Source organism: Sphingomonas citri (genome assembly GCF_019429485.1).
Classification (GTDB): Bacteria; Pseudomonadota; Alphaproteobacteria; order Sphingomonadales; family Sphingomonadaceae; genus Sphingomonas; species Sphingomonas citri.
On the sequence record NZ_JAHXZN010000009.1, the window covers coordinates 91845 to 112555 of the forward strand.

General features: G+C 65.5%; 23 protein-coding genes. 20 read left to right on the forward strand and 3 right to left on the reverse strand.

Features of this window, described 5'->3' with window-relative positions:
- Window positions 1-50: 50 nt before the first annotated feature.
- The 3 genes from repC to KZ820_RS18395 form a co-directional block, all read right to left on the reverse strand.
- A complete protein-coding gene (gene repC / locus KZ820_RS18385; protein WP_219750309.1) occupies window positions 51-1406 on the reverse strand; it encodes a plasmid replication protein RepC in 1356 nt (451 codons plus the stop codon).
- 856 nt (window positions 1407-2262) lie between these two features.
- The gene (locus KZ820_RS18390) at window positions 2263-2760 is read right to left on the reverse strand and encodes a helix-turn-helix domain-containing protein (RefSeq protein WP_219750310.1); all 498 of its coding nucleotides are present in this window, start codon (window positions 2758-2760) and stop codon (window positions 2263-2265) included.
- A gap of 107 nt (window positions 2761-2867) precedes the next feature.
- Window positions 2868-3329 (reverse strand): hypothetical protein, encoded by a 462-nt coding sequence (locus tag KZ820_RS18395; protein WP_219750311.1) that lies wholly within the window; start codon window positions 3327-3329, stop codon window positions 2868-2870.
- A gap of 407 nt (window positions 3330-3736) precedes the next feature.
- Here KZ820_RS18395 and KZ820_RS18400 point away from each other — a divergent pair, with 407 nt between their 5' ends.
- The 20 genes from KZ820_RS18400 to KZ820_RS18495 all read left to right on the forward strand — a co-directional run bounded on the left by KZ820_RS18400 (window position 3737) and on the right by KZ820_RS18495 (window position 20703).
- Window positions 3737-4057: a TrbC/VirB2 family protein gene (locus KZ820_RS18400; RefSeq protein ID WP_132910735.1), complete on the forward strand. Its 321-nt coding sequence runs from the start codon at window positions 3737-3739 to the stop codon at window positions 4055-4057.
- A gap of 59 nt (window positions 4058-4116) precedes the next feature.
- A complete protein-coding gene (gene traL / locus KZ820_RS18405; protein WP_159512612.1) occupies window positions 4117-4407 on the forward strand; it encodes a type IV conjugative transfer system protein TraL in 291 nt (96 codons plus the stop codon).
- Between the two features lie 65 nt (window positions 4408-4472).
- Window positions 4473-4982, forward strand: a complete 510-nt coding sequence (locus tag KZ820_RS18410) for a type IV conjugative transfer system protein TraE (RefSeq protein WP_258048327.1) — start codon at window positions 4473-4475, stop codon at window positions 4980-4982.
- Between the two features lie 41 nt (window positions 4983-5023).
- Window positions 5024-5797 carry a type-F conjugative transfer system secretin TraK gene (locus tag KZ820_RS18415; protein ID WP_219750370.1) on the forward strand — a complete coding sequence of 258 codons (774 nt, stop codon included), beginning with the start codon at window positions 5024-5026 and terminating at the stop codon, window positions 5795-5797.
- 3 nt (window positions 5798-5800) lie between these two features.
- Window positions 5801-7144 carry a TraB/VirB10 family protein gene (locus KZ820_RS18420; protein WP_219750312.1) on the forward strand — a complete coding sequence of 448 codons (1344 nt, stop codon included), beginning with the start codon at window positions 5801-5803 and terminating at the stop codon, window positions 7142-7144.
- Entirely contained in the window at window positions 7131-8003 is an 873-nt protein-coding gene (locus KZ820_RS18425; protein ID WP_219750371.1) for a DsbC family protein, read from the forward strand. The genes KZ820_RS18420 and KZ820_RS18425 overlap by 14 nt, the downstream gene beginning before the upstream one ends.
- On the forward strand, window positions 8000-9049 hold the full coding sequence (locus tag KZ820_RS18430; protein WP_219750313.1) for a conjugal transfer protein: 1050 nt from the start codon (window positions 8000-8002) through the stop codon (window positions 9047-9049). Before KZ820_RS18425 ends, KZ820_RS18430 begins: the two co-directional genes overlap by 4 nt.
- The gene (traC, locus tag KZ820_RS18435; protein WP_219750314.1) at window positions 9046-11625 is read left to right on the forward strand and encodes a type IV secretion system protein TraC; all 2580 of its coding nucleotides are present in this window, start codon (window positions 9046-9048) and stop codon (window positions 11623-11625) included. Before KZ820_RS18430 ends, traC begins: the two co-directional genes overlap by 4 nt.
- A 5-nt stretch (window positions 11626-11630) precedes the next feature.
- Complete coding sequence (locus KZ820_RS18440) at window positions 11631-11990, forward strand: hypothetical protein (RefSeq protein ID WP_258048328.1); 360 nt, start codon at window positions 11631-11633, stop codon at window positions 11988-11990.
- On the forward strand, window positions 11987-12685 hold the full coding sequence (locus tag KZ820_RS18445; RefSeq protein ID WP_258048329.1) for a TrbI F-type domain-containing protein: 699 nt from the start codon (window positions 11987-11989) through the stop codon (window positions 12683-12685). Before KZ820_RS18440 ends, KZ820_RS18445 begins: the two co-directional genes overlap by 4 nt.
- Entirely contained in the window at window positions 12675-13223 is a 549-nt protein-coding gene (locus KZ820_RS18450) for a S26 family signal peptidase (protein WP_219750315.1), read from the forward strand. The genes KZ820_RS18445 and KZ820_RS18450 overlap by 11 nt, the downstream gene beginning before the upstream one ends.
- Window positions 13220-13858, forward strand: coding sequence for a type-F conjugative transfer system protein TraW (gene traW / locus KZ820_RS18455; RefSeq protein ID WP_219750316.1), 639 nt, complete (start codon window positions 13220-13222; stop codon window positions 13856-13858). The genes KZ820_RS18450 and traW overlap by 4 nt, the downstream gene beginning before the upstream one ends.
- Window positions 13858-14130: a hypothetical protein gene (locus KZ820_RS18460; protein ID WP_219750317.1), complete on the forward strand. Its 273-nt coding sequence runs from the start codon at window positions 13858-13860 to the stop codon at window positions 14128-14130. The genes traW and KZ820_RS18460 overlap by 1 nt, the downstream gene beginning before the upstream one ends.
- On the forward strand, window positions 14127-14399 hold the full coding sequence (locus tag KZ820_RS18465; protein WP_219750318.1) for a hypothetical protein: 273 nt from the start codon (window positions 14127-14129) through the stop codon (window positions 14397-14399). The genes KZ820_RS18460 and KZ820_RS18465 overlap by 4 nt, the downstream gene beginning before the upstream one ends.
- On the forward strand, window positions 14396-15412 hold the full coding sequence (traU, locus tag KZ820_RS18470) for a conjugal transfer pilus assembly protein TraU (protein WP_219750319.1): 1017 nt from the start codon (window positions 14396-14398) through the stop codon (window positions 15410-15412). Before KZ820_RS18465 ends, traU begins: the two co-directional genes overlap by 4 nt.
- A gap of 10 nt (window positions 15413-15422) precedes the next feature.
- On the forward strand, window positions 15423-16166 hold the full coding sequence (gene trbC, locus KZ820_RS18475; protein WP_219750320.1) for a type-F conjugative transfer system pilin assembly protein TrbC: 744 nt from the start codon (window positions 15423-15425) through the stop codon (window positions 16164-16166).
- On the forward strand, window positions 16167-17960 hold the full coding sequence (locus KZ820_RS18480) for a conjugal transfer protein TraN (RefSeq protein ID WP_219750321.1): 1794 nt from the start codon (window positions 16167-16169) through the stop codon (window positions 17958-17960).
- Between the two features lie 25 nt (window positions 17961-17985).
- Window positions 17986-18345 carry a hypothetical protein gene (locus KZ820_RS18485; protein WP_219750322.1) on the forward strand — a complete coding sequence of 120 codons (360 nt, stop codon included), beginning with the start codon at window positions 17986-17988 and terminating at the stop codon, window positions 18343-18345.
- Window positions 18326-19234: a conjugal transfer protein TraF gene (locus tag KZ820_RS18490; protein ID WP_258048330.1), complete on the forward strand. Its 909-nt coding sequence runs from the start codon at window positions 18326-18328 to the stop codon at window positions 19232-19234. The genes KZ820_RS18485 and KZ820_RS18490 overlap by 20 nt, the downstream gene beginning before the upstream one ends.
- Before the next feature lie 41 nt (window positions 19235-19275).
- Window positions 19276-20703, forward strand: coding sequence for a conjugal transfer protein TraH (locus KZ820_RS18495; RefSeq protein ID WP_258048346.1), 1428 nt, complete (start codon window positions 19276-19278; stop codon window positions 20701-20703).
- Window positions 20704-20711 lie beyond the last annotated feature (8 nt).

The following is a 20711-nucleotide window of genomic DNA, read 5'->3' on the forward strand; positions in this document are numbered from 1 at the left end:
AGCTCGTGCTTTTAGGAACCCTATCCCGATGTTCCCGGACTGTGTTCGCGTCACCGCGACGCGTCCGGCCGGCGAGCCTCCGTGGCGCGGCGGAGCAACCGATTCGCGATCAGTCCGATGCTTCCTTCGGGAGCGCCGGCGGCAAGCGCGCGCATACCGTCGCTTCGTGTTCGGTCTTTCAGGCCGAACATGGTCTTCCCTAGCCGGAGTTCGGCGTTCGTTGCCTTCTTGGTCATGCCGCGCAGGTACGCGCCGGGTTGCAACACCTCCCCGGACCGGTGCTTTTCGACGGTCGCGATCACCGCGGCCGCTGCGCCGCGCTGCCCCATGACGCGGCAGGCCTCACGCCATGCTGATGAGGCGATCCGGTGCTGACCGCTTAGACGCTCGGCTAGCGCGATCACGTTGCCCCACGTCGCCGGCGCGTAATCGAGCGATTGGAGTAACTCGGGCGCCGCCTCCCGGATGAAGGTCGGATCGACACCGTGTTTCTCGAGGTCGCTTTCCACTTCGGTCTGAGGCTGGGCGAGGCGGACGTCGTAATCTTCACTACTCCTGATCGACAAGCCGCTACTGTGATCTGCGGTAGCAGATTGGAGTTGAGTTGTAGTTGTAGAAAGGGTGTCATTCGGATCGTCCGGCCATGAATTTTCATTCGGATTCTGAGGCATCGTTTGTCCGGCTAGGGCTTCGTGAAGAGCAGTCTCGAGAGCACGCCGACGTTCCTCAAGCTGCTGGACGCAAGCTTCGATCATGGGAATGTCGCGGCTGCCTCTGATCCGTTCGGCCGCCATACGTGCCAGCGCGATCTCGTCCTCCGGTCTGAAGCCGCGATACGCCACGTCGAGCGCGGTCTGCGCTATCGAACGAATGCCGCGTCGGGCCGAAGCTAAGCGTCGGGCGAGCTCGTCAATGCGCTTGTCCTCGGCAGCGCCTCGGGCGGCGACTTCGAGAAACTCGCGATACCGGGCTCCGAGCGGGCTGAGGATGATGCCGTAAGCCCAGACGATGTTACCATTTCGGTCGCGGTGACCGCCGCGGTTACCGTTTGGGCTGTCTCGGAAGGTGACGAGGCCGAGCTCTTGCGCCTTGTTGAGGATTTTCTGGACCTGGCGAACTGAGATGCCGAGCAAGTGTGACAGCTTATCGTTGCGCGGCCAGACGGTTGGAATATGCCCGGCACGCCAGTCCTGAGGCATCGACCAGCTGAACATCAGGTCGATTACCTGAACAACGCGATTTGGGAAGCCAAGATAGACGGCGGCCCGTTTCATCGCAGAAAGGACGTGCGCCGGCGTGGTGTCCTTTTCTAGGCCAGAAAATTGGTCAGCAACGGCCAACGCGGCCGCGTTGTGCTGATCGAAGCGGCGCAGGCCCGCCCCTGGGCGTTGGGCGCAAGCGGTCATTCGGTTCTCCCTGACGGGAGCCCGTGCGGACAAGCAAAGCGGTGGCGCGAACCCACGCGCGGTGGCGTTGCGATGTCGGGAGCAGCCGGCTAAGGAAGAGTTGCCACACGCGTCCTAGCGACTTCTCGGAAGGCCCGCCTAGTGTCGGGCCTTTCTTGTTTGCACGGGTCTCCTCTTTATCTTCGGTTTTACCGGCCAAGCGGACGGCAGCGAGGTGCTGATCGCGGGAAGTCTCGCGGAAGTCGAAGTTAGCGGCAGCGCACTTGGCCGTCGCCAGGCGAGTTTCGTGCTTTTAGGAACCCTGTGCTACTTTTGTTCGTGCTTTTGAGAACCCTGTCCGGGAGCGGCTCGTGCTTTCAGGAACCGCGTCTCGGCGGGCACACGTGCTTTTGGGAACCCGGTTGAGTCGCCGGATCGTGCCTTTAGGAACTGTGCCCCGCACCGAGTCGCATGGCGCTCCGATTCGGCCTCGTGCTTTTGGGAACCCTGCGCGGCATCGACAGCTGGGATGCGAGTGCTCGTCGTGCTTTTGGGAACTCTGTTGGCTACGCTCCCGGGATTCGCCTTGCTGAACGCCGCCGTGTTTTGAGGAACCCGATCATCGAACTCCGCGTAGGTCACCTAATCACGCCGGTTCTGGGACGCTGCGCCGGATATCCTAACCAGCGGAGGAAACCGGTTTGGCTCCAACACAAGAGACGGCCAATCGCTATGCGCCGGTGCTCTTTGCATGTACGGCCTGCGCTGGCCTCAATAAAGCGAGCAGCGTAACCCTCGACCCGCTATTTTCGTGCCAATGAGTTAAAAAATGAAACTCTGCTAGGGCGGTATTCTCTGGCCAACTTAAAATGTTGGACTAGTATCTAGTATGGTCAATGCGGTCGTCTTTGCGCTGCATGAGGTCAGTGTAGAGGTCCTTCAGCATTTCGAAGATGGCCTTCTGCACCTTCAAGCCATGTTCGCGGCGAATATCGCCAAACTCCAGCCCTTCGACGACGTCCACAAGCGAGGCTATTTTCGTCGCGAGGCCGCCGAATACAACGGCGATGAGGCTTACGACTACCTCCATTTCTCGGCTTGTGACCGGAGCCTTATCCCGGATCACTTCCTGTGCAAGCGCAGCTTCAAGCTCGCCGACGCCGAGTGAGGCGAGGATCGCTTGAGCCTCGACCATAGTGATTGGAAGCCGATCCTCTTCCCTCAAAATGCGATTAATACGGCTGCGGCTGTACCCGGTGCGCGCTGCCAAACTTCGTTGACTGACGCCAACGTTGTCCATTTTCGAGACAATAAAGTCCGCAATCGTGTAGGGTCTACTCGACGGCGGGTCGACTTCGTGCTGAAGTACCTCCATCTGCCTATCCCTCCCGGATGACCACGTACAGGGATAACCGCATCAGCTGGGTTTGCAAACCTGCCGCAAACGTCATTTTAACCTATGCATGCGCTTCGCGCTCTTAGCTACCGGATCGGAAAAACATTCGTTTTGGTTCTTTTGAGCGATTTCTTGTATCGCGCAGCGGCTTCGGCGGTAAGGCCGAGTTTTGTGAGCACCTCTGTCTTGTTTTCCTCCACAACCAGGTCGTACAGGAGTAAGGATACGGTATCACTGAAGGCCACCGAAGCACCAAGCGCTTCCTTAAGGATTTCAGCTGCCGATTCAATCGAGGCAGCACTGGTCTCAAGGATAGTGAACTCGAGCTCGATATTCCCCTCGGATGGTATGATGGCCAAGTGCTCTCTCATATCTTCAGCCGTATAATAATCCGGCAATGACTTGGCGCAATCGGCACGCTCGTCCACTACCTGCCTAAAGGTTTGATGAACGCAGGTTCTGTTAGAGAAAAGGCGCACACCTTCGGTCGTCAGCCGAAAGTAGTAGTCGGAAACCTTGAATTTGCACTCTCTTTCCCCGGCCGACATCTTCGCGCCTCATCCCTTTTCCCAAGCTGCTCAGGTTCCAATCCCGAGCCGGCCCCCTGAAAGTAGCACCCTACGCTCATCAACGGCGTTGCGCAGCCACCCACGCATGTCTCCTGTCGATTTCACGTGAGGCACCGAGCTGATTCCACCCTTAATCGCGTCCCGATGGGCGTGGCTCAGATCCGAGCCAATTTGGCCCACATGTGAGCCACGCTGACCCACATCCGGACCATCCTGACCCAGATACGGGTCAGCGCCTCAAAGCGAAGGTGGAAATTCGAGCCGAGAGGTTCAATAAACCGGCCACGACAGGGTTCCGCGGCGTTCGTTGTTGCGACCCTACCTGATGCCAAGCCAGCCTTCCTTTGGGCGCGCTGAGATGCGCTCCGTCAAAGGAGACTCTGGTTATGAAGACCCTGCTCAAGATGGGCCGTCGCGCCGAGACGGCCGCGCTGGCCACTCTCGGCGTCGCGGCCGCCGCGGTCGTGATGGCCTCGCCGGCCTTCGCCGGTGCCGACGGCACGTTCAACACCGCGCTGGATGCCTTCACCGGCTTCCTCGAGGGTTCGGGCGGCAAGATCATCACCGTCCTGTCGCTGGCCGGTGGTGTCGTCGGCCTCGCCTCGGGCCGTTTCTCGCTCGGCCAGGTCGCGATCCCGGTCGGCGTGGGCGTCGGCGCCGGCACCGGCGTCCCGATCGTCACCTCGACGGTCACCGCAACAATCTGACTCGACCCGGTGCCGGCAGAGATAGCAGCTCTGCCGGCGCCGTCACTGAAGGTGGCGTGATGTCAGCCGACAAGTACGTGATCCCATCGCACCTCGACGATCCTGAGCTCATCGGCTTTTGGACACTGGACGAGTTCCTCGCGATGGTCATCCCCTTCACCTGGGGGATCCTGTCCCAACACATCGTCATCGGGATCGGCTTGGCCGTCTTGGGATGGTGGGCGCTTCGACGTGCCAAAGCCGGGCGGGCGACTTCGTGGCTGATCCACTTGGCGTACTGGCACCTGCCCGGCGGATTCCCGTCGCTCAAGGCCACGCCACCTTCCTACCTCCGACTGATGGTGGGCTGACATGGATTTCTCCTACCAGGCACGCGCAGAGCCAGCGCGTCCTTCGCCAGCGCAATCTTCTCGGGATGACCGCCCTCCTGCTGGCGGGCGCCGTCGCGCTCCTCCTCCTCATGTCTGCGACACGCAGCCGCGAGATCGTCCTGCAGCCGGTCCTCGGATCGCCGGTGACGGTTTCCAGCTCCGGCGTGTCGCGCGAATACCTCGAGTTGGTCACCCGCGACACCGCGGTGCTGACGCTCAACCGGTCACCCGGCAGCCTCGACTATTGGATGAAGTCGGTCCTCGCGATCGTCTCCCCAAAGGCGCAAGGCGCCATCAAGGCGGACCTCCTCAAGATCGTGAGCGAGCAGCGCGGATCGAGCATGAGCCAGTTCTTCACGCTCGAGGGCATGGAGATCGACGCCAAACACCTGCAGTCGACCGTCACGGGAAAGCTCAGCACCGTGGTCGGCCAGAAGGTGGTCTCGAGCGAGCCACGCACCTTCGTCTACGACTGGGAATATTCGGGTATGAGCCTGAAGCTGGTCGGCTTCAGCATGGTCCAGCCCAAGGGCAAGCTGGGAGGCGCGCTGTGACCGCCTCGCTCTATGCCTTCGGCAGCGCCGCGCTCGGAACGATGCTCGCTTCGCGCACGATGTGCTGGCTCAGCCGCATCGCCGGCGCCGCGCTCATCGCCAACGCCGTCTTCGTCTTTGCGGCTCCCGCCTTCGCGGCTGGCGACCAGACGCTGATGGTAGCGGACGGTGCGCAGGTCGCCTGCACCGCCTCCGCCAAGGACCTCACCCGCATCAGCCTTGTCGGCGACGAGTTCGCCGGCGTGTCCAAGATCAACACTGGCAACCCGTCCGACGACTTCTCGGTCGTCAACGAGCCGGTGCGCGGCGACATCTACCTGTCGGTGCCCGAGGGCTTCAACCGCCAGACGCTGTCGTTCTTCGGCACGTCCAAGCGCGGCTATGTCTACAAGTTCGCTTGCCGCATCGCCGGCGACCAGGCGGTGCAGGTGTTCCTCTCCAACCCCGCGATCGCCAAGGCGGACGCGGTCGAGGCTGCGCCGACGAAGGTCGCGGCCGCCTCGTCGCCCGAGGATGCCGCGGTGTCGCTGGTGCAGGCGATGTACGCCAACAAGTCGGTCGACGGCTACGAACTGCGTCAGCGGTCGCTCAAGCCGGTCTACGTGGGCGACCTCAAGGTCCAGATGATCTCGGAGTACCGCGGCGAGGCGCTGACCGGCCGCGTGCTGCGCATCGAGAATAAGGGCTCGCAGGAGAAGGTCCTGACCGAGGCGCAGGTCGCGCCGTCCAGCGCCCTCGCCGTCTCGATCGCCGAGCCCAAGCTCGCGCCGGGTCGGGTCACGACCGCCTACCTCGTCTCGCGGAATGGAAACTAAGCCATGGCTTTGAAGGACATCTTCTCGCGCAGCCGCAAGCCGCTCGACGGCCCGGAGGCCGGCGCGGCTGGCGACGGCGTGTCGCCGATCGCCTCCGAGCTCGACGGCAACACCGAGACCCGAAAGAAGCAGCGCATGCTCCTCGCCGGGGTCGGCGCGGTCGGCCTGGTCGCCTCGTCGTTCTGGATCTTCGGCGGTGATGACAGCGCCAAGAAGGTCGACCCCGACAAGCCCGAGCAGGTGAAGGTCTCGGTCAGCGACATGGCCAACAAGACCCTCTCCGAGCAGGAGTGGATGGCGCTTTCGGAGAACCGCTTCCAGTCGGCCGAGAACCAGCTGAAGAGCGTCGATGGCACCAACGCGCGGGTAGCGCAGCTCTCGCAGCAGCTCGACGCGATGCGGGCGCAGAACCAGTCGATGACGGCCGATGGCCAGCGTGTGCTCTCCGCCTATCAGGCCGAGAACGAGCAGCTGCGCCGGCAGGTCAACGAGCGCGCAGCCGCCCCGCCCCCTGTCCCGGCCGGTCCGCAAGCGATGTACGGCCCGGGCAGCGCCGCGGTGTACGGCCGCGGCGCCGGCGCGCCGCCTGCCGGTCCGGACCTGTCCGCGCCTCGCCTGAGCGAGGTGAAGATGGTCTCGTTCGGCTCAACCGATCGCGGCACCGCGTCCAAGATCGCCAAGGGCAGCACGGTCTATACCGACAGCCCGAACTACCTGCCCGCGAACAGCTTCGCGACCGCCAAGGTTATCGTCGGCGTCGACGCCGCGGCGGGCGTGAACAGCCAGACCGACCCGCTGCCGGTCGTGCTGCGCATCACCGGTCCCGCGCGCTCGGTACTGCAGAACGGCAAGCTGCTCACCACCAAGATCCAGGGCTGCCTCATCAACGGCGCCGCGCGCGGCGAGCTGTCGAGCGAGAAGGTCTACATCAAGCTTCAGAAGATGACCTGCCCGCAGCCGGGCGGCCGCTATGCCGAGTCCGAGGTGAAGGGCTTCATCGCCTTCGGCGGCAAGACCGGCGTGCGTGGGCGCGTCGTCAGCCGCGAGGGCTCGCTGGTGAGCCAAGCCTTCCTCGCCGGGCTCGTCGGCGGGATCGGGCGCGGCTTTGCCGCCAACACCAACATTGCGCTGCAGCCCGGCAACGTCGTGCTCGCCAACGGCAAGCGCCAGCAGCTCGGGCTCGGTGACATCGCGCAGGGCGGTGTCGGCAACGGCATCGGCGAGGCCGGCGACATGGTCTCCAAGTACCTGATCGAGCGCGCCGAGCAGTACCAGCCCATCATCGAGATGCCGACCGGTGTCGACGTCGAGATCGTCTTCCTGGAGGGTGTGTATGTCCGCAATTGATTACATCGCCTTCTGGCGTCTTCGTCCTCGCTTCATCGCGACCATCGCGGGTTGCGCGGCTATCGTCGGCATCGGTGCCGCAGGTGCTGCGGCCGACCTCGGCATCATGTCCCCGTCCAACCAGAAGGTCGCGGCGCTGCTCAAAGCGCGTTTGCCTCGGACTGATGTGTCCAAGGTGGACTGCGGCGTCGTCGACGGCCTGTGTGAGGTCACTGCCGGCAGCAATCTCTTCTACGTCGACCACTCGGGCCGCTACCTCATGATCGGCCGGGTCTACGACATGGAGACGCGGCAGGACCTCACCGCAACCCGTCTCCTCGAGATCAACCCCGACACGCTCATCGGCGGGGCGGCCAAGGCCAACAACGCGGCCAGCAGCGACGAGGCGCCGCTGACGCGCGGAGCCGGCGCGCCGCCCTCTGCACCCGCGGCGCCGCAGCACCTCTCGCTCACGAGCCTGCCGGCGACCGGCGCGATCGTGTGGGGCAAGTCCGCGGGCAAGACGGTCACCGTCTTCAGCGATTTCCGCTGCGGCTACTGCCGCGCACTATCGAACACGCTGCGGACCATGAACGTGCGCGTCGTCGAGCGACCGATCTCGGTGCTCGGCAGCCGCGACCTCGCCAACCAGGTCTATTGCGCAAGGAACCGTGAGGAGGCGCTGCACCAGGCCTACGCCGGCGAGCCGCTGCGCAATGCCGGCACCTGCGACACCTCCGGTCTCGATGCCAACGAGAAGTTCGCTCGCGCGCATGGTCTCTCCGGCACGCCCGTCATCGTCCGCTCCGACGGCGCGATGATCGAGGGTTACCGGCCCAAGGAGGCGCTCGCTGCCTTCATCGAGGGAGCACGGTCGTGACGGCTACCAAGCTCGGAGCGCTCGCGCTCATCCTCGCCGGCACCGGTCTCGCCAGCTGCACGACGCTGGGCGGCAACATAAAGGGCAACTTCTCGTGCATCGCGCCGGACGGCATCTGCGCGCCGAGCTCCACCATCGACGATCGCGCACTGGCGCTGATCGCCGGCGAGGACGGCGACCGCATGATTACGCCGGCCGGTCCCTATAGCGCGCCGGCGACCGATGATCGCGGCGGCCAGAGCATGGCTGCCCGCAGCGTCGCGGGCGGCTTCCAGTCGGCCGCCGCTACGCCTGCCCGCAGCCAGGAGCGCGTGCTGCGCATCGTCTTCCCGGCGCAGATCGACGCCGCTGGGCGCCTGCGCGAGCAGACCGCGATCCATGCCGTGGTCCAGCGCGGCGAGTGGCAGCGTGAGCTTGCCAGCAACGCCGTTGCGACCACGCCGGCCGAGGTCGCAAGTGCGGCAGGTGGCGACACGCTCCTCGCAGCGGTCGACCGCGCGGATCCTCCGATCACCGGCGATACGGACATGGGCATGGATCCCGACATGCCGAGCGCGGCCGCGGTCGCCGCGGCGCGCGCACCGGTCGATCCGGTCGGCAACATCAAGGACCAGGTCGCCCGCCAGCTCGCGCGCAATCCGCGTCGGATGCCGGCCTCGACGACGCCGGTCTATCGTCAGTCGCGTGCGCCGATCGCTGTTCCCGCGGCGCCAACCAGCGGTCGCGCGATCACTCCTACGCCGCGCCCTTCCCCAACCGCGCCACAGGCGCGCACGGCCACGACGCAGGCGATCGGCACCCCCAAGCCTGCCACCCCTTCACCTTCCGCGCCTGCTCGCCCTGCAACAGCGCCAACAGCGACGTCGGCAATCACGGTGCCGACGCACGCCACCCAGGCAGGTCGTACGGCACTCGCGGCGGTAGGCGCCAACCCCGCGATCCGCGCCGGTCTCGCGCGGGTCGAGCCGGAAGCGCGTGAGGCGGTGAAGGCCAACGGCGTCATCCCGGTGCTGCGCGCCCCCTCGTTCCCCGGAGTGGATCAATGAGCTTCCTGAGTGGCCTGCTGGCGACGATCCTTGGCGATAGCGCCAAGCCCGAGGGCGGGCGTCCCGACACCGCGGTGCCGCGGTTCGTCCACTGGCTGCCATACCGGAGCTACGATCCGAAGACCCAGATCTTCTACAACAGCGGCACGCGCGGCTTCGTGCTCGAATGCACGCCCATGATGGGCGCGACCGAGCAGAGCCACGAGATGCTCGCACAGTTCCTGTCTGAGGGCATTCCGACGCCGGGCGCGCTGCAGGTGCATGGCTGGATGAGCCCGCGCATCAGCGAGCTGCTCTCCAAATGGTATCTGCCGCGTTACTCGGCCGCTGGCGTCTACGAGCGCATGGCCAAGCACCGCACCGACTATCTGCTCGGCGGGGTATGGAGTTCGCTGTCGACCGCCGCGCCCTTCCACATGCGCAATCATCGCCTAGCGCTCTCCTACTCGACGCCGGAGACCAGCCGAGTTTCCAACGAGGAGATCGTCTCCGTCATGGAGGGGCTCGCCTCGACGCTGGAGTCGATCGGCGTCCACTCGCGCGCCATGGATCCCAAGGCGCTCATCACGTGGATCGACGACCTGACCTCGCCAACGACCGCACCGGGTGACGACACGATCACCTATAATCCGTTCGATCCGATCGCCGACCAAGCGGTGCGTCACGACCTTGAGATGAAGATCGAGCCGGACCGCATCCTGCTGCGTACCGAACGCTTCCGTCCGACCGGCAAGCTGGTCGATGACGCGCCCGAGATCGGCGAGATCTACCCCGACACGTTCGACGTGCGCTCCTTCTCGGTGCGCAACCTGCCGCAGCGCTGGGCGCCGTGGGACATGGCCAAGCTCATCGGCGACATGTTCGCCGACAAGCTGCGCATGCCCTGCCCGGTCTCGACCAACCTGTGCCTCGACTTCCCCGACGCCGAGGCCGAGGGGCAGCGCGCGGGTCGCAAGTTCATGCGCACCACCAGCCTCGCGGACTCCAAGTCGGCGCGCATGCTGCCGCAGCTGAAGGACCAGTCGGCCGAGTGGAAGTTCGTCAAGGACGAGCTGCGCCAGGGCCGCAAGCTGGTGCAAGCGTTCTACTCGGTCACCTCGTTCAGCCCCAAGGGCAAGGGGGACTCGAACGAGCGGACGCTGAAATCAGTGTACCGCGCTGCGGGCTGGGACCTGCTCGACGATCGCTATCTGCAGATCCAGGGCCTGCTCGCCGCGATGCCGATGACGATGGCCAATGGCCTGTCGTTCGACCTCAAGAACATGAAGCGCATGCGCACGGTGCTGACCACCACCGCGGCCAGTCTCATGCCGATGCAGGGCGAGTATCTGGGCGGCCACCAGCCGCACCTCATGCTGGTCGGCCGCCGCGGGCAGCCTTTCTTCTGGTCGCCATTCGAGAACAGCGCCGGCAACCACAATGTCGCGGTGTGCGGTAAGTCGGGCTCGGGTAAGTCGGTCGCACTGCAGGAGCTGTGCGCCTCGATGGTCGGTGCCGGCGCCAAGGTCGTCGTGATCGACGACGGCCGCTCGTTCGAGCATTCGGCCAAGCTGCAGGGCGGTGCCTTCGTCGAGTTCACGATGGCGTCGGGCTTCTGCATCAACCCCTTCGCCATGATCGATCCGACGCTCGCGGGGCAGGACGAGGACTACCTCATGGACTGCTTCGCGATGCTGAAAAGCATCGTGAACCAGATGGCGCGCCACATCGACAAGCTGAACGACACCGAGCGCGGCCTGATCGACGGCGCGATCAACAAGGTCTGGGCCGAGAAGGGGCGCAGCGGCTGCATCGACGATGTGATCGCCGCGCTCGAGGAGACCGGCAATCCGGTCGCGGCCGATCTCGGCATCGCGATGCGGCCGTTCTCGAGTGCTGGCACCTACGGTCGCTTCTTCACCGGCGACGTCTCGTTCGAGCTCAAGGCGAACCTCACCGTGTTCGAGTTGTCGGATCTGTCCTCGCGCGAGGAGCTGCGCTCGGTCGCGCTGACCGCGATCATGTTCATGGCGAGCCAGGCGATGCGCCGTCAGGATCGCTCGGTGCCCAAGGCGCTGCTGCTCGACGAGGCGTGGCAGATGCTCAAGGGCGGCTCGATGGCCGACTTCATCGAGGCCTATGCGCGCACCTGCCGCAAGTACGGCGCGTCGCTCGTCACCGCCACGCAGAGCATCAACGACTATTACAAGTCGGATGGCTCCAAGGCGGCGCTGGAGAACAGCGACTGGTTCGTCGTCCTGCAGCAGAAGGCCGAGACGATCGCCGACTTCAAGAAGCACGACCGCTTCGAGATGGACGACTACACCGACGCGCTGATGCGCTCGCTGAAGCGCAACGGCGTCGAATATTCCGACGTGCTCATCAAGGGACCGGAATCGATGGCGGTCGGTCGCCTCGTGCTCGATCCTTATTCGGCGACCGTCTTCTCGTCCTCGCCGCGCACCTTCGCGGCCATCCATGACCTGCTCCATCAGGGTCTCACGATGGAAGAGGCGATCGAACGAGTCGCCTATCCCGACAACCCCGAGAAATGGAGCGACGTCGCCGACGACCAGCTCCCAATCGCCGCGGAGTGACCCTCATGGCAACGCATCCCGATCGCATCGTGCCGCTCTCGCCGCCTCGGCGAGCCGCGCGCACCGATGCCGGCTTCCTGCTCTACTTCGGCCTGCACATGGCGGGCTTCCTCGCCACCACGCTGCTGATGACGTGGGGCGTGTTCGTCCTCTTCTTCCTCGTGCTGGGCGGCTTCTCGCTCGATGGCATGATGAACCACCTCGAGAACATGACCAGCCGCTACCTCGCGGCAGGCCCCGCGCGCGTTGACCAGTTCAAGATCACCGTCGGCATCGTCCACATGATCGTGTCGGGCGCGCTCATCTTCTTTCGCCGTCACGCCATCCTGCCGCGTGACCCGGCCGCCAAGGAGCCGCGCGCATGATCGACGATAACGAGATGGGTGCGCCGATCGCGCCTCAGCCTGCCCCCGCGGCTCCCGCCCCGACACCCGCATCCGCCGCGATCGCGCCCGCACGCCGCGCCGTCTTCGCGGGCTACACCGCGCAGCAGCTGCTCCTCGGCGCGGCTCTTCTCATCGCGCTGGTCTGGGCGATGTGGATCACCAAGGCGGTGACTGCGGAGAAGCCGCAGCACATCGTCAAGGCGAACCTGTCCAAGCTCGTCGGCGAGTACGTCCAGGCACAGGCGCGCAGCGCGACCCCGCCCGAGCAGGTCCAGTCGCAGATGCGGACTTTCATGGCATCGCTCGACGGCGAGCTGCAGCGCCGTGGCGCGGCTGGCCAGGTGGTGCTCGTCGGCGAGGCCGTGCTCTCCAAGAGCGTGCCCGACATCACGGCCGAAGTTGCCAAGGCGGTCTATGCCTCGGGCGTGAAGGTGCCGCAGGCGGCCTCGCCGAACCAGATGGGTGCGATGCTGCGCGGCCAGGCACCGATCGCGCCCGTCGCGCCAACCGCTGCACCATCGCCGGTCGAGCTCGCACAGGCGCCGACTGCCGTATCGCCGGACTCGCCGTTCGGACCGATGCCGACGACCGACGCGGGCGTTGCAGCGCCTGCGCCGGACATGGCGGCTCAGGGCGCCAGCGTCTCGACCTTCGGTGGTCCCGGTGGCCAGTAAGGCCGCCACCCTCGCCGCGCCGGTCGCCGGCGAGCGCTTCCGGCCGCGCAAGCGGCTGTGGGCGGGGCTGGGGCTCTTCACGGTTGGCGGACTGGCACTGAATGGCCTGTCGAGCTGGCGCGAGAACCACGCGCTGCTAATCAACTCCTCTCAGTCGCTGCCTAACTGGGCCTTCGTGATCCACAAGACGGCGACGCCCGCGCGCGGCGAGTACGTGTTCTTCGTGCCGCCCAAGGCGCCGCTCGTGGCGCGCCACTTCGGCGCCAAGAAGCAGATGTTCGGCAAGATCGTCTACGGCATGCCCGGCGACTTGGTCGAGCACCGCGGCGCCGATGTCATCGTCGCGGGCAGGCTCGTTGCGCGCATGAAGCCGGTCAGCAAGTTCGGCGAGCGTCTCGTGCCCGGGCCGACCGGCGTGATCCCGCGCGGCTGCTACTTCGTCGGCAGTCCGCACAAGGACGGCTTCGACAGCCGCTACGCCGCAATTGGTTACGCCTGCACCGCCGCGATCGTCGGCGTCGGAAAGCCGATCCTGTGAAGCGCGCGCTCGAGTCCGTCGCCATTGTGGCGCTGCTCTCGATATCGCTGACCTCGGCGACGCGCGCGCGCGACCACGGCGTGGTCGGCCAGGTTTTTCCGATCGTTGAGCCAGACCTGCTGGCGACGATCGAGGCCAAGCTGCAGCGCCTGCAGGCGGACGGCGAGTTCGATCGCATGAACGCCGCCTTCGCCAAGCGAACCGAGGCGCGCGTTCGCCGGCCCAAGCCGGTCGCGGGCATCACACCGGCGTCGGAGGCGCGCACCTGGGCCTACGATCCCACGATCACGATCGAACGCGACGTGCAGGATCAAAAGGGCAACTACATCGCGCGCCGCGGGCAGACGGTGAACCCGCTCGACTTCACCGCCGTCACGCAGGCGCTCGTCTTCGTCGACGGCGACAACGACGCCGAGATGGCTTGGGCGACGGCGACCTACAGCGACCTCAAGGCCAAGATCATCCTCGTGAGCGGCTCGCCCATCGACGAGATGACCCAGCGTCAGCGCCGCTTCTACTTCGATCAGGAAGGGCGGCTGACCGGAAAGCTCGGCATCCGCCACACGCCAGCGGTCGCCGTCCAGGACGGCCGGGTCATGAAGCTCTCCGAGATCAAGCTGAAAGGAAACAGCTGATGCCACTTTGGCTCGAGATGATGAAGACGCCGATGGCCGCGCCGGAGACGGACGAGCTGCGCGGCATGCGCCGGACCTTCCAGGTGCTCTGCGTAGCATCCGCACTCGGCGTGCTTTCGATCAGCACACTGGTGCAGCTGTTCGGTCGGCCGGCTTCGTTCGTGGTGGCCGCCCTGCTCGCGGTGACGGCACTCCACACGACGCTCTACGTGTTTCGGAAGAACCGCGCGGACAACGCGTTCCTCGCGGCCGCGGTGTCGGAGGAGGTGTGAGCAAGCGTCTCCCATCCGACGGCGATGCTGGCGCCAAGCGACTGCGCGGTTTCGAGGCGCTCGTCGTCGGCCTAGAATGGCTCACCGTTGCGCACCTCTTCTTGGTTTGCGCCTTCCTCCTGCGCGTCATTGCTGAGCGCCTAGGCTTAGCATCCCCCAACGTCACCACGGGCGGTATAGTCTCCATGGGCATGCGCGCCGCTGTGCTGCTCGGGGCGTATCTCTGGGCGCGTCGTCGCCTGGCCGCTGAGCGGAGCGCCCGGTCGTGAAAGCGCTTCGCCTCCTCACGCTCGCACTCTTCGCCTTCGCCCTGTCGGCAGTGCTGAGCCCGCGCGCGGAGGCGCAATCGAAATGCACCGGCAAGTTCGTCAACCCGATCACCGACGTCTGCTGGTCGTGCCTGTTCCCGCTCTCGGTTGGCGGGCTGAAGATCTGGCCGAGCAACCGGCCCGACACCGACAACCCCAACCTGCCAGTCTGCGCCTGCGGCTCGCCCGTACCCCGCATCGGCATCGCGGCCGGCTTCTGGGAGCCGGTGCGCCTCGCCGACGTCTCGACCAAGCCGTGGTGCTTCGTGAACCTCGGCGGCACGAAGATCTCGCCGGGTTTCGACATTGGCCAAGGCCAGCTCTCCGGCCCCTCGCAGAAGGGCGGCAACGGCCAGAACACGTCCAAGTGGCACGTCCACTGGTACGTTTACCCGCTGCTCTACTGGATGGAGATCCTGGCCGACTTCGCCTGCTTCGAGCAGTCGTCGTTCGATATCGCCTATATGACCGAGGTCGACCCGCTCTGGCAGGATGACTCGCTCACCGCGCTCATCAACCCGGAAGCCGTGCTCTTCTCCTCGCCTATCGCGCAGGCCGCGTGCGCGGGTGATTGCATCGCGTCCACCGCCAAGCTGCCGCTCGACGCGACCTTCTGGTGCGCCGGCTGTCAAGGGCCGATGTACCCGATCAACGGCAACATCGCCGCCTCAGTCGGGCACGTGCAGGCGTCGCGCCTCGCGCTCGCTCGCTTCGCCTTCAAGATCCACCGTGAGGGCCTCGCCTGGGGCACGATGGGCTCCAAGGGCCTGTGCAACAAGTACCCGATGCCGGTGCTGAAGAAGCAGCAATACCGCGTCCAGATGACCAACCCGATCCCGACCGTCAGCGGCAAGGCGGCGTGCTCGCCGCTTGGCGCGTCGACGATGCCGCCGCAGGCGGGCCGTGCCTTCCCCGTAAAGGGCGAGGACATGGGCTACCTCGTCTGGCGCAAGCGCAACTGCTGCGTGCTGTGAGGAGACCCTGATGCGCCGCTTTCTCCTTGTCGCTGCCGGGATCGCCGGCCTCGCCGGCATCCAGGCCATCGCTCAGACCGTCGATGGGCTTGACCTCGAGGCGATCAAGCGCCGCTCGGCCGCCATGCAGGGCGACGCCGAGACCTTCGCCGAGCAGGTCCGCAACCGCGGCGACGCCTTCCGCCAGGAAGCGATCGCGGTGCAGGACAAGGCGACCGGCAACCTCACCGAGCTGGCCAAGGCCGATCTGCCGATGAACGGCGATGGCGCGTTCGACTTCGACGAGATCATCAAGGGCGCCAGCCAGAACGTGTCGTCGACCGGCCGCGGTGACGCACCGCAGTTCATCGCCTTCGCCAGCCTGTCGATGCCGGCGCCGGCCCTGCGCCAGCTCATCGCCGACACCGCCAAGGCGGGCGGCGTGGTCGTGTTTCGTGGCTTCCCGAACAACTCGATGAAGGCTTTCAGCGAGGCGCTGAGCAAGGTCGTGACGGAAAAGGATCAGCTCTCCAACGTCGGCATCGATCCGCGCCTGTTCCGCGCCTTCGACGTCCAGGCGGTGCCGACCTATGTCGCGGTCTCCTCCGACTTCGACCTGTGCTCAGGCCTTAACTGCCGCACCGCCGTGCCGGCGTTCGATCGCATCACCGGCAACGTCTCGGTGCGCTATGTGCTCGACACCTTCGTCGACGGACGCGGCCCCGGCGCCGGCGTCGCATCCGTGGCGCTGCGCAACATGGGCAAGGGCGCGTAGGTGAAGCGCCTCGCCGCCTCGCTCTTCCTCGCCGTCATTGCGGGTGGCGCCAGCGGCGTCATCGCGCAGACGACGATCGAGCAGGCGCGCCAGGAAGGCAACGCCATGGGCAAGGCGATGCGCGCGGACGAGAGCCTTGGCCCAACCGACGCCAAGCTGCAGGAGCTGCCCGGCTACGGCGGCACCGACCTGCCCGAGAAGGTCTATTTCGACGATCCCGACAAGCTGACGATGGACGGAAAAGGCGCGGCGCCGACCAGCGACGCCTATGGCACCGTCGTCGACACGGCCGGCACTCGCCCGAGCTTCAGCAACGCGGAGATCCTCGCCGCCACCTCGCGCGGTACCGCCATCGAGAAGGACCCCGAGACCTACCTCGGCGGGCAGAACATCGGTGGCGCGACCGGTACCTGCACCGCTCTCCCGCCTTCGGTCGGCTCGAAGGGCTATTACGAGGCGACCTGCAACAAGGGCTCCAAGGTCACTCAGGCCAACGAGACCTGCCGCGGCAACATGGTGCCGAACGTCGTCAATACCTCACGCTGGTTCTACTACGGTGCGCCGGACAAGAACGAGGGCAACGGCTTCGCTCGCAACACGGTGATGCAGGCCAAGGTCGCGGCCGGCATCTGCCGCGCCGAGCCGGTATCCAAGCACGTCTGCGATGCCCAGATCGAGATGGGCGCGGGCGGCACGAACATCGAGGACTACCGCAAATTCTGTAAGAGCAAGGTTAGCGGCACCGCGCAGCTCTACTCCTGCTCGACTGAGATCCCGCAGGGCGAGATCCCGGCACACTTCAACTTCAAGACAAACACCGTCTTCCTGAAGAAGGAGGGCGAGACGAGCGTCACCGTGACGCGCAACGAGGGCACCTGCCCCGCACTCGCCGCGGACGCGAGCTGCACGCCGCAGGCTGCCGAGGTCTGCACCGAAGGACCGGAGACGCGCACGATCGAGGGCGTGGCGGTAACGCAGAGCTGCTGGGCCTGGTCGCGGACGTTCACCTGCCAGCGGCTCCAGCCAGCGAGCGACTGCAGCGCGCTCGACGACAACAAGCAGTGCAAGTTCTTGCGCGACGAGTGCCTTGATGACCCGCAGTCGGGTGCGTGCAAGGTGTCGCAGCGCGTCTACAGCTGCCCGCTCCCCGACGATCCCGCATCGACCGACAAGCAGTACGTCTGCGGCAACGACGTCTACTGCTCCAACGGCGACTGCGAGCAGATCGAGCGCGAGGCCTCGACCGAGTTCAAGGACGCGCTGGTGGCGCTCCACGCGATCGGCGATGCGGGCAAGCAGTTCGATCCCGACAAGCTCACCGTCTTCTCGGGCGAGCGCAACACCTGCAACAAGAAGATCTTCGGCGCGTCGAATTGCTGCTCGGGCAAGGGCGTGCCGCTGTTGACGCCGTGGCTGTGCAGCTCGGCCGAGAAGCAACTCGACGAGAAGGACGACAAGGGGCTCTGCCATAAGGTCGGATCCTACTGCTCGGACAAAATTCTCGGCGTCTGCGTGACCTCGAAGGACGCCTACTGCTGCTTCGGCAGCAAGCTTTCCCGGATCCTGCAGGAGCAAGGTCGCCTGCAGATCAACAAGCCATGGGGCAAACCCAAGGACGAAACCTGCAAGGGCTTCACCATCGAGGAGTTCCAACGCCTCGATCTGTCCCAGATGGATTTCTCCGAGGTCTATGCCGAGTTCATGGACGCAGCGAAGCTGCCGGACGAGGTCAGCGTAATGACCGACATCCAGCAAAAGATTCAGGGGTATTATGACCTTCACGGGCGCAAATGATGCGGACGGTCCGGGGGGACCGTGCATGATCGACATGTCGGTGCTCGATCTCGCGGTGTTCCTTCGTATTCATCGCCCGAGCCGCGGCACCTCCGCGGGCGAGGTCGCGCAGACGGTTAGCCACTGGTTCCAGTGCGACGTCGACCCGCGCGAGGTCGAGCGCTCGTTCCCGCGAATGGTCGACGCCGGCTGGCTGGTTCGCCGCCCGACCGGGATGCGCCCCACGATCAAGGGCCGCAAGCACGGCCGCCAGCACCTACGCGGGATCGTCCGCATGCTCGATCAGGGCACCAAGATGCTCGACGTCGCGCGGATGATGTCGGTCCTTCAACTCGCAATGATTGAGCTCGACGGGGAGCATGACGATGACGACGATCAGGGATAACCGCCGCGGCCGCTTCGCCGCCACGTTTCTCATGCTGCTCGCCGCGGCCGCGCCGATCGCGGCGCCCGCGCAGTCGTCGGATCTGCAATCGGCCGCAATGTCGGGCGCGGGCGAGGATGAGGCCGCGCAGGAGCAGGCGCAGCCTGAGGCCGTGCAGGCGAGCGTGGACGCGCCGGTCCAAGGCGATGACTTCTACTGCGGTCAGCGCCGGCTCGGCCAGTGGTTCTATTGCGAGCGCCCCAAGGCGCCGCCCAAGACGCCTCAGGCCGTGCAGCAGGCGCAGGCGTCGGCAACCGATCGGATGAAGGCCATTACGCGGCAGCTGAACGAGCTGAAGAACAAGGCCATCCTCGAGCCGACCGAGGCGAACGTGATCGCCTACGTCCGCTTCCAGCGTGAGCAGCTCGACCGTGCCTCGGTGTTCTCCGACACCTGGCAGCGTGCGCTCTGGCAGAACCCCGACATCGACTACACGCTGCAGCGGCCCGTCTCTACGGTCGGCAAGCGCGCGTGGACCGACAACCGCAGTGCCACCCGCGACCAGGCGCTCGCGCGCATCGGCCAGCGCTACGGCATGTTCTATTTCTTCGCGCAGAGCTGTGCCGCGTGTGAGGTGTTCTCGCCCATCCTGCGCTCGGTCGCTGACAGCCACCGCATGACGGTCATGGCGGTCTCGACCGACGGCGGGCCGAGCCGCTCCTTCCCCAACTACGTCGTCGATAGCGGCCAGCGCGAGCGCATGGGCGTGCCACTCGCCACGCCGGCGCTGGTGCTCTTTGACACCGTCACCCGCAAGACCGTCCCCATCGGCTTCGGCGTCATGTCGGCCGACGAGATCATGGAGCGCATCTTCATGCTCACCAACACCAAGCCGGGCGAGGAGTTCTGATGCCCGCCCCCTCCCCTCGCCCTTCTCCCTTCCGCGTGCTGATGCGGCGCACCGCCGCGGCCGTCGCGGTGCTCGGCGCCACTAGCATGATCCCGGTCGACATCGCGCGAGCGGACGTCGCCGGGCAGATGAACAGCTTCTTCCAGGATGCGGGAGGTGCGGCCAACGTAACCGGGCCGAGCGCCTACCAGGGGCAGACAGCAGGCTACTACTCGATGGGCAACGTCTGGACGCGCTTCCCACAGAAGAGCGTGCAGCCGTTCAACCTGCAGATGCCGAGCGTGCGCGCCGGCTGCGGCGGGATCGACATCTTCACCGGCTCCTTCTCCTTCATCAACGGCGCCGAGATGGTCGCCATGCTGAAGGCAACCGCCAACAATGCGCTCGGCTTCGCCTTCCAGCTCGCCATCGACAGCGTGTCGCCCGAGATCGGGAAGGTCATGGACGGCATGGCCAACAAGGCGCAGCAGATGAACCAGATGAACATCTCGTCCTGCGAGGCTGCGCAGGGCCTGGTGGGTGGTCTCTGGCCCAAGATGGCCGGCGCCCGCTCGAACGTCTGCGCCGCGATTGGAAACAGCGAGGGCATGTTCTCCGACTGGGCACGGTCTCGGCAGGAGTGCGGCCCGGGCGGCAAGCAGGAAGCGACGATCGACGCCAGCAAGGACCCCAAGATGGCAGAGAACGCGGCCGGCGCGCCGCGCAACTACACCTGGGACGCGATCCAGAAATCGAACAAGTTCGGCACCTACGACCAGGGCTTCTCCGAGTACCTGATGACGCTGGTCGGCACGATCGTCGTCGATCCCAAGGGTGCGCCGGATGGCGGCCCGATGGTCGCCTTCCACGGTCCCGCCGAAGAAGCCGTCGTCACTGCCCTGCTCGATGGCACCGGCACCGGCGGCACACCGGTCAAGTTCCTGAAGTGCGATGAGCAGCTGAAGTGCCTCAAGGTGACGGAGCAGCAGCTGCAGATCGCCGTCGGACTGCGCACGAAGATCAAGGGGATGATCGACTCGATCAACTCGAAGATCCGTACCGACAGCGCGCTCGACGTCGCGGAGCAGCAGCTGCTCAACATGACCTCGCTACCGCTCTACAAGATGCTGGCGGTGCAGGCGATGGCGCACCAGAGCTTCAATCCCGGCGAGACCAGCGCGCTCGCCGAGATCGTGGCGATCAATCTCCTTTCGGCGATGATCGACAACATGCTCGACCGCATCAGCCAGTCGTCGGTGCAGGTGCAGTCTGGCGATGTCGATGTGAGCAAGGCGTGGCGCGAGCAGCTCGCGGCTGCGCGCGAGCGCTATGCCCAGCGTGACTTCAAGCTGAAGGACACGCTCAACCAGACGATCTTCCTCATCAACAAGTCGGTGATGCTCGAGTCGACGCTGCAGAACAGCATGTCGCCGGCGATGGCAGCGTCGCTCAACTTCTCGCGCGGGCTGAGCGCGCAGGGCCTCAACTAAGGACAGCG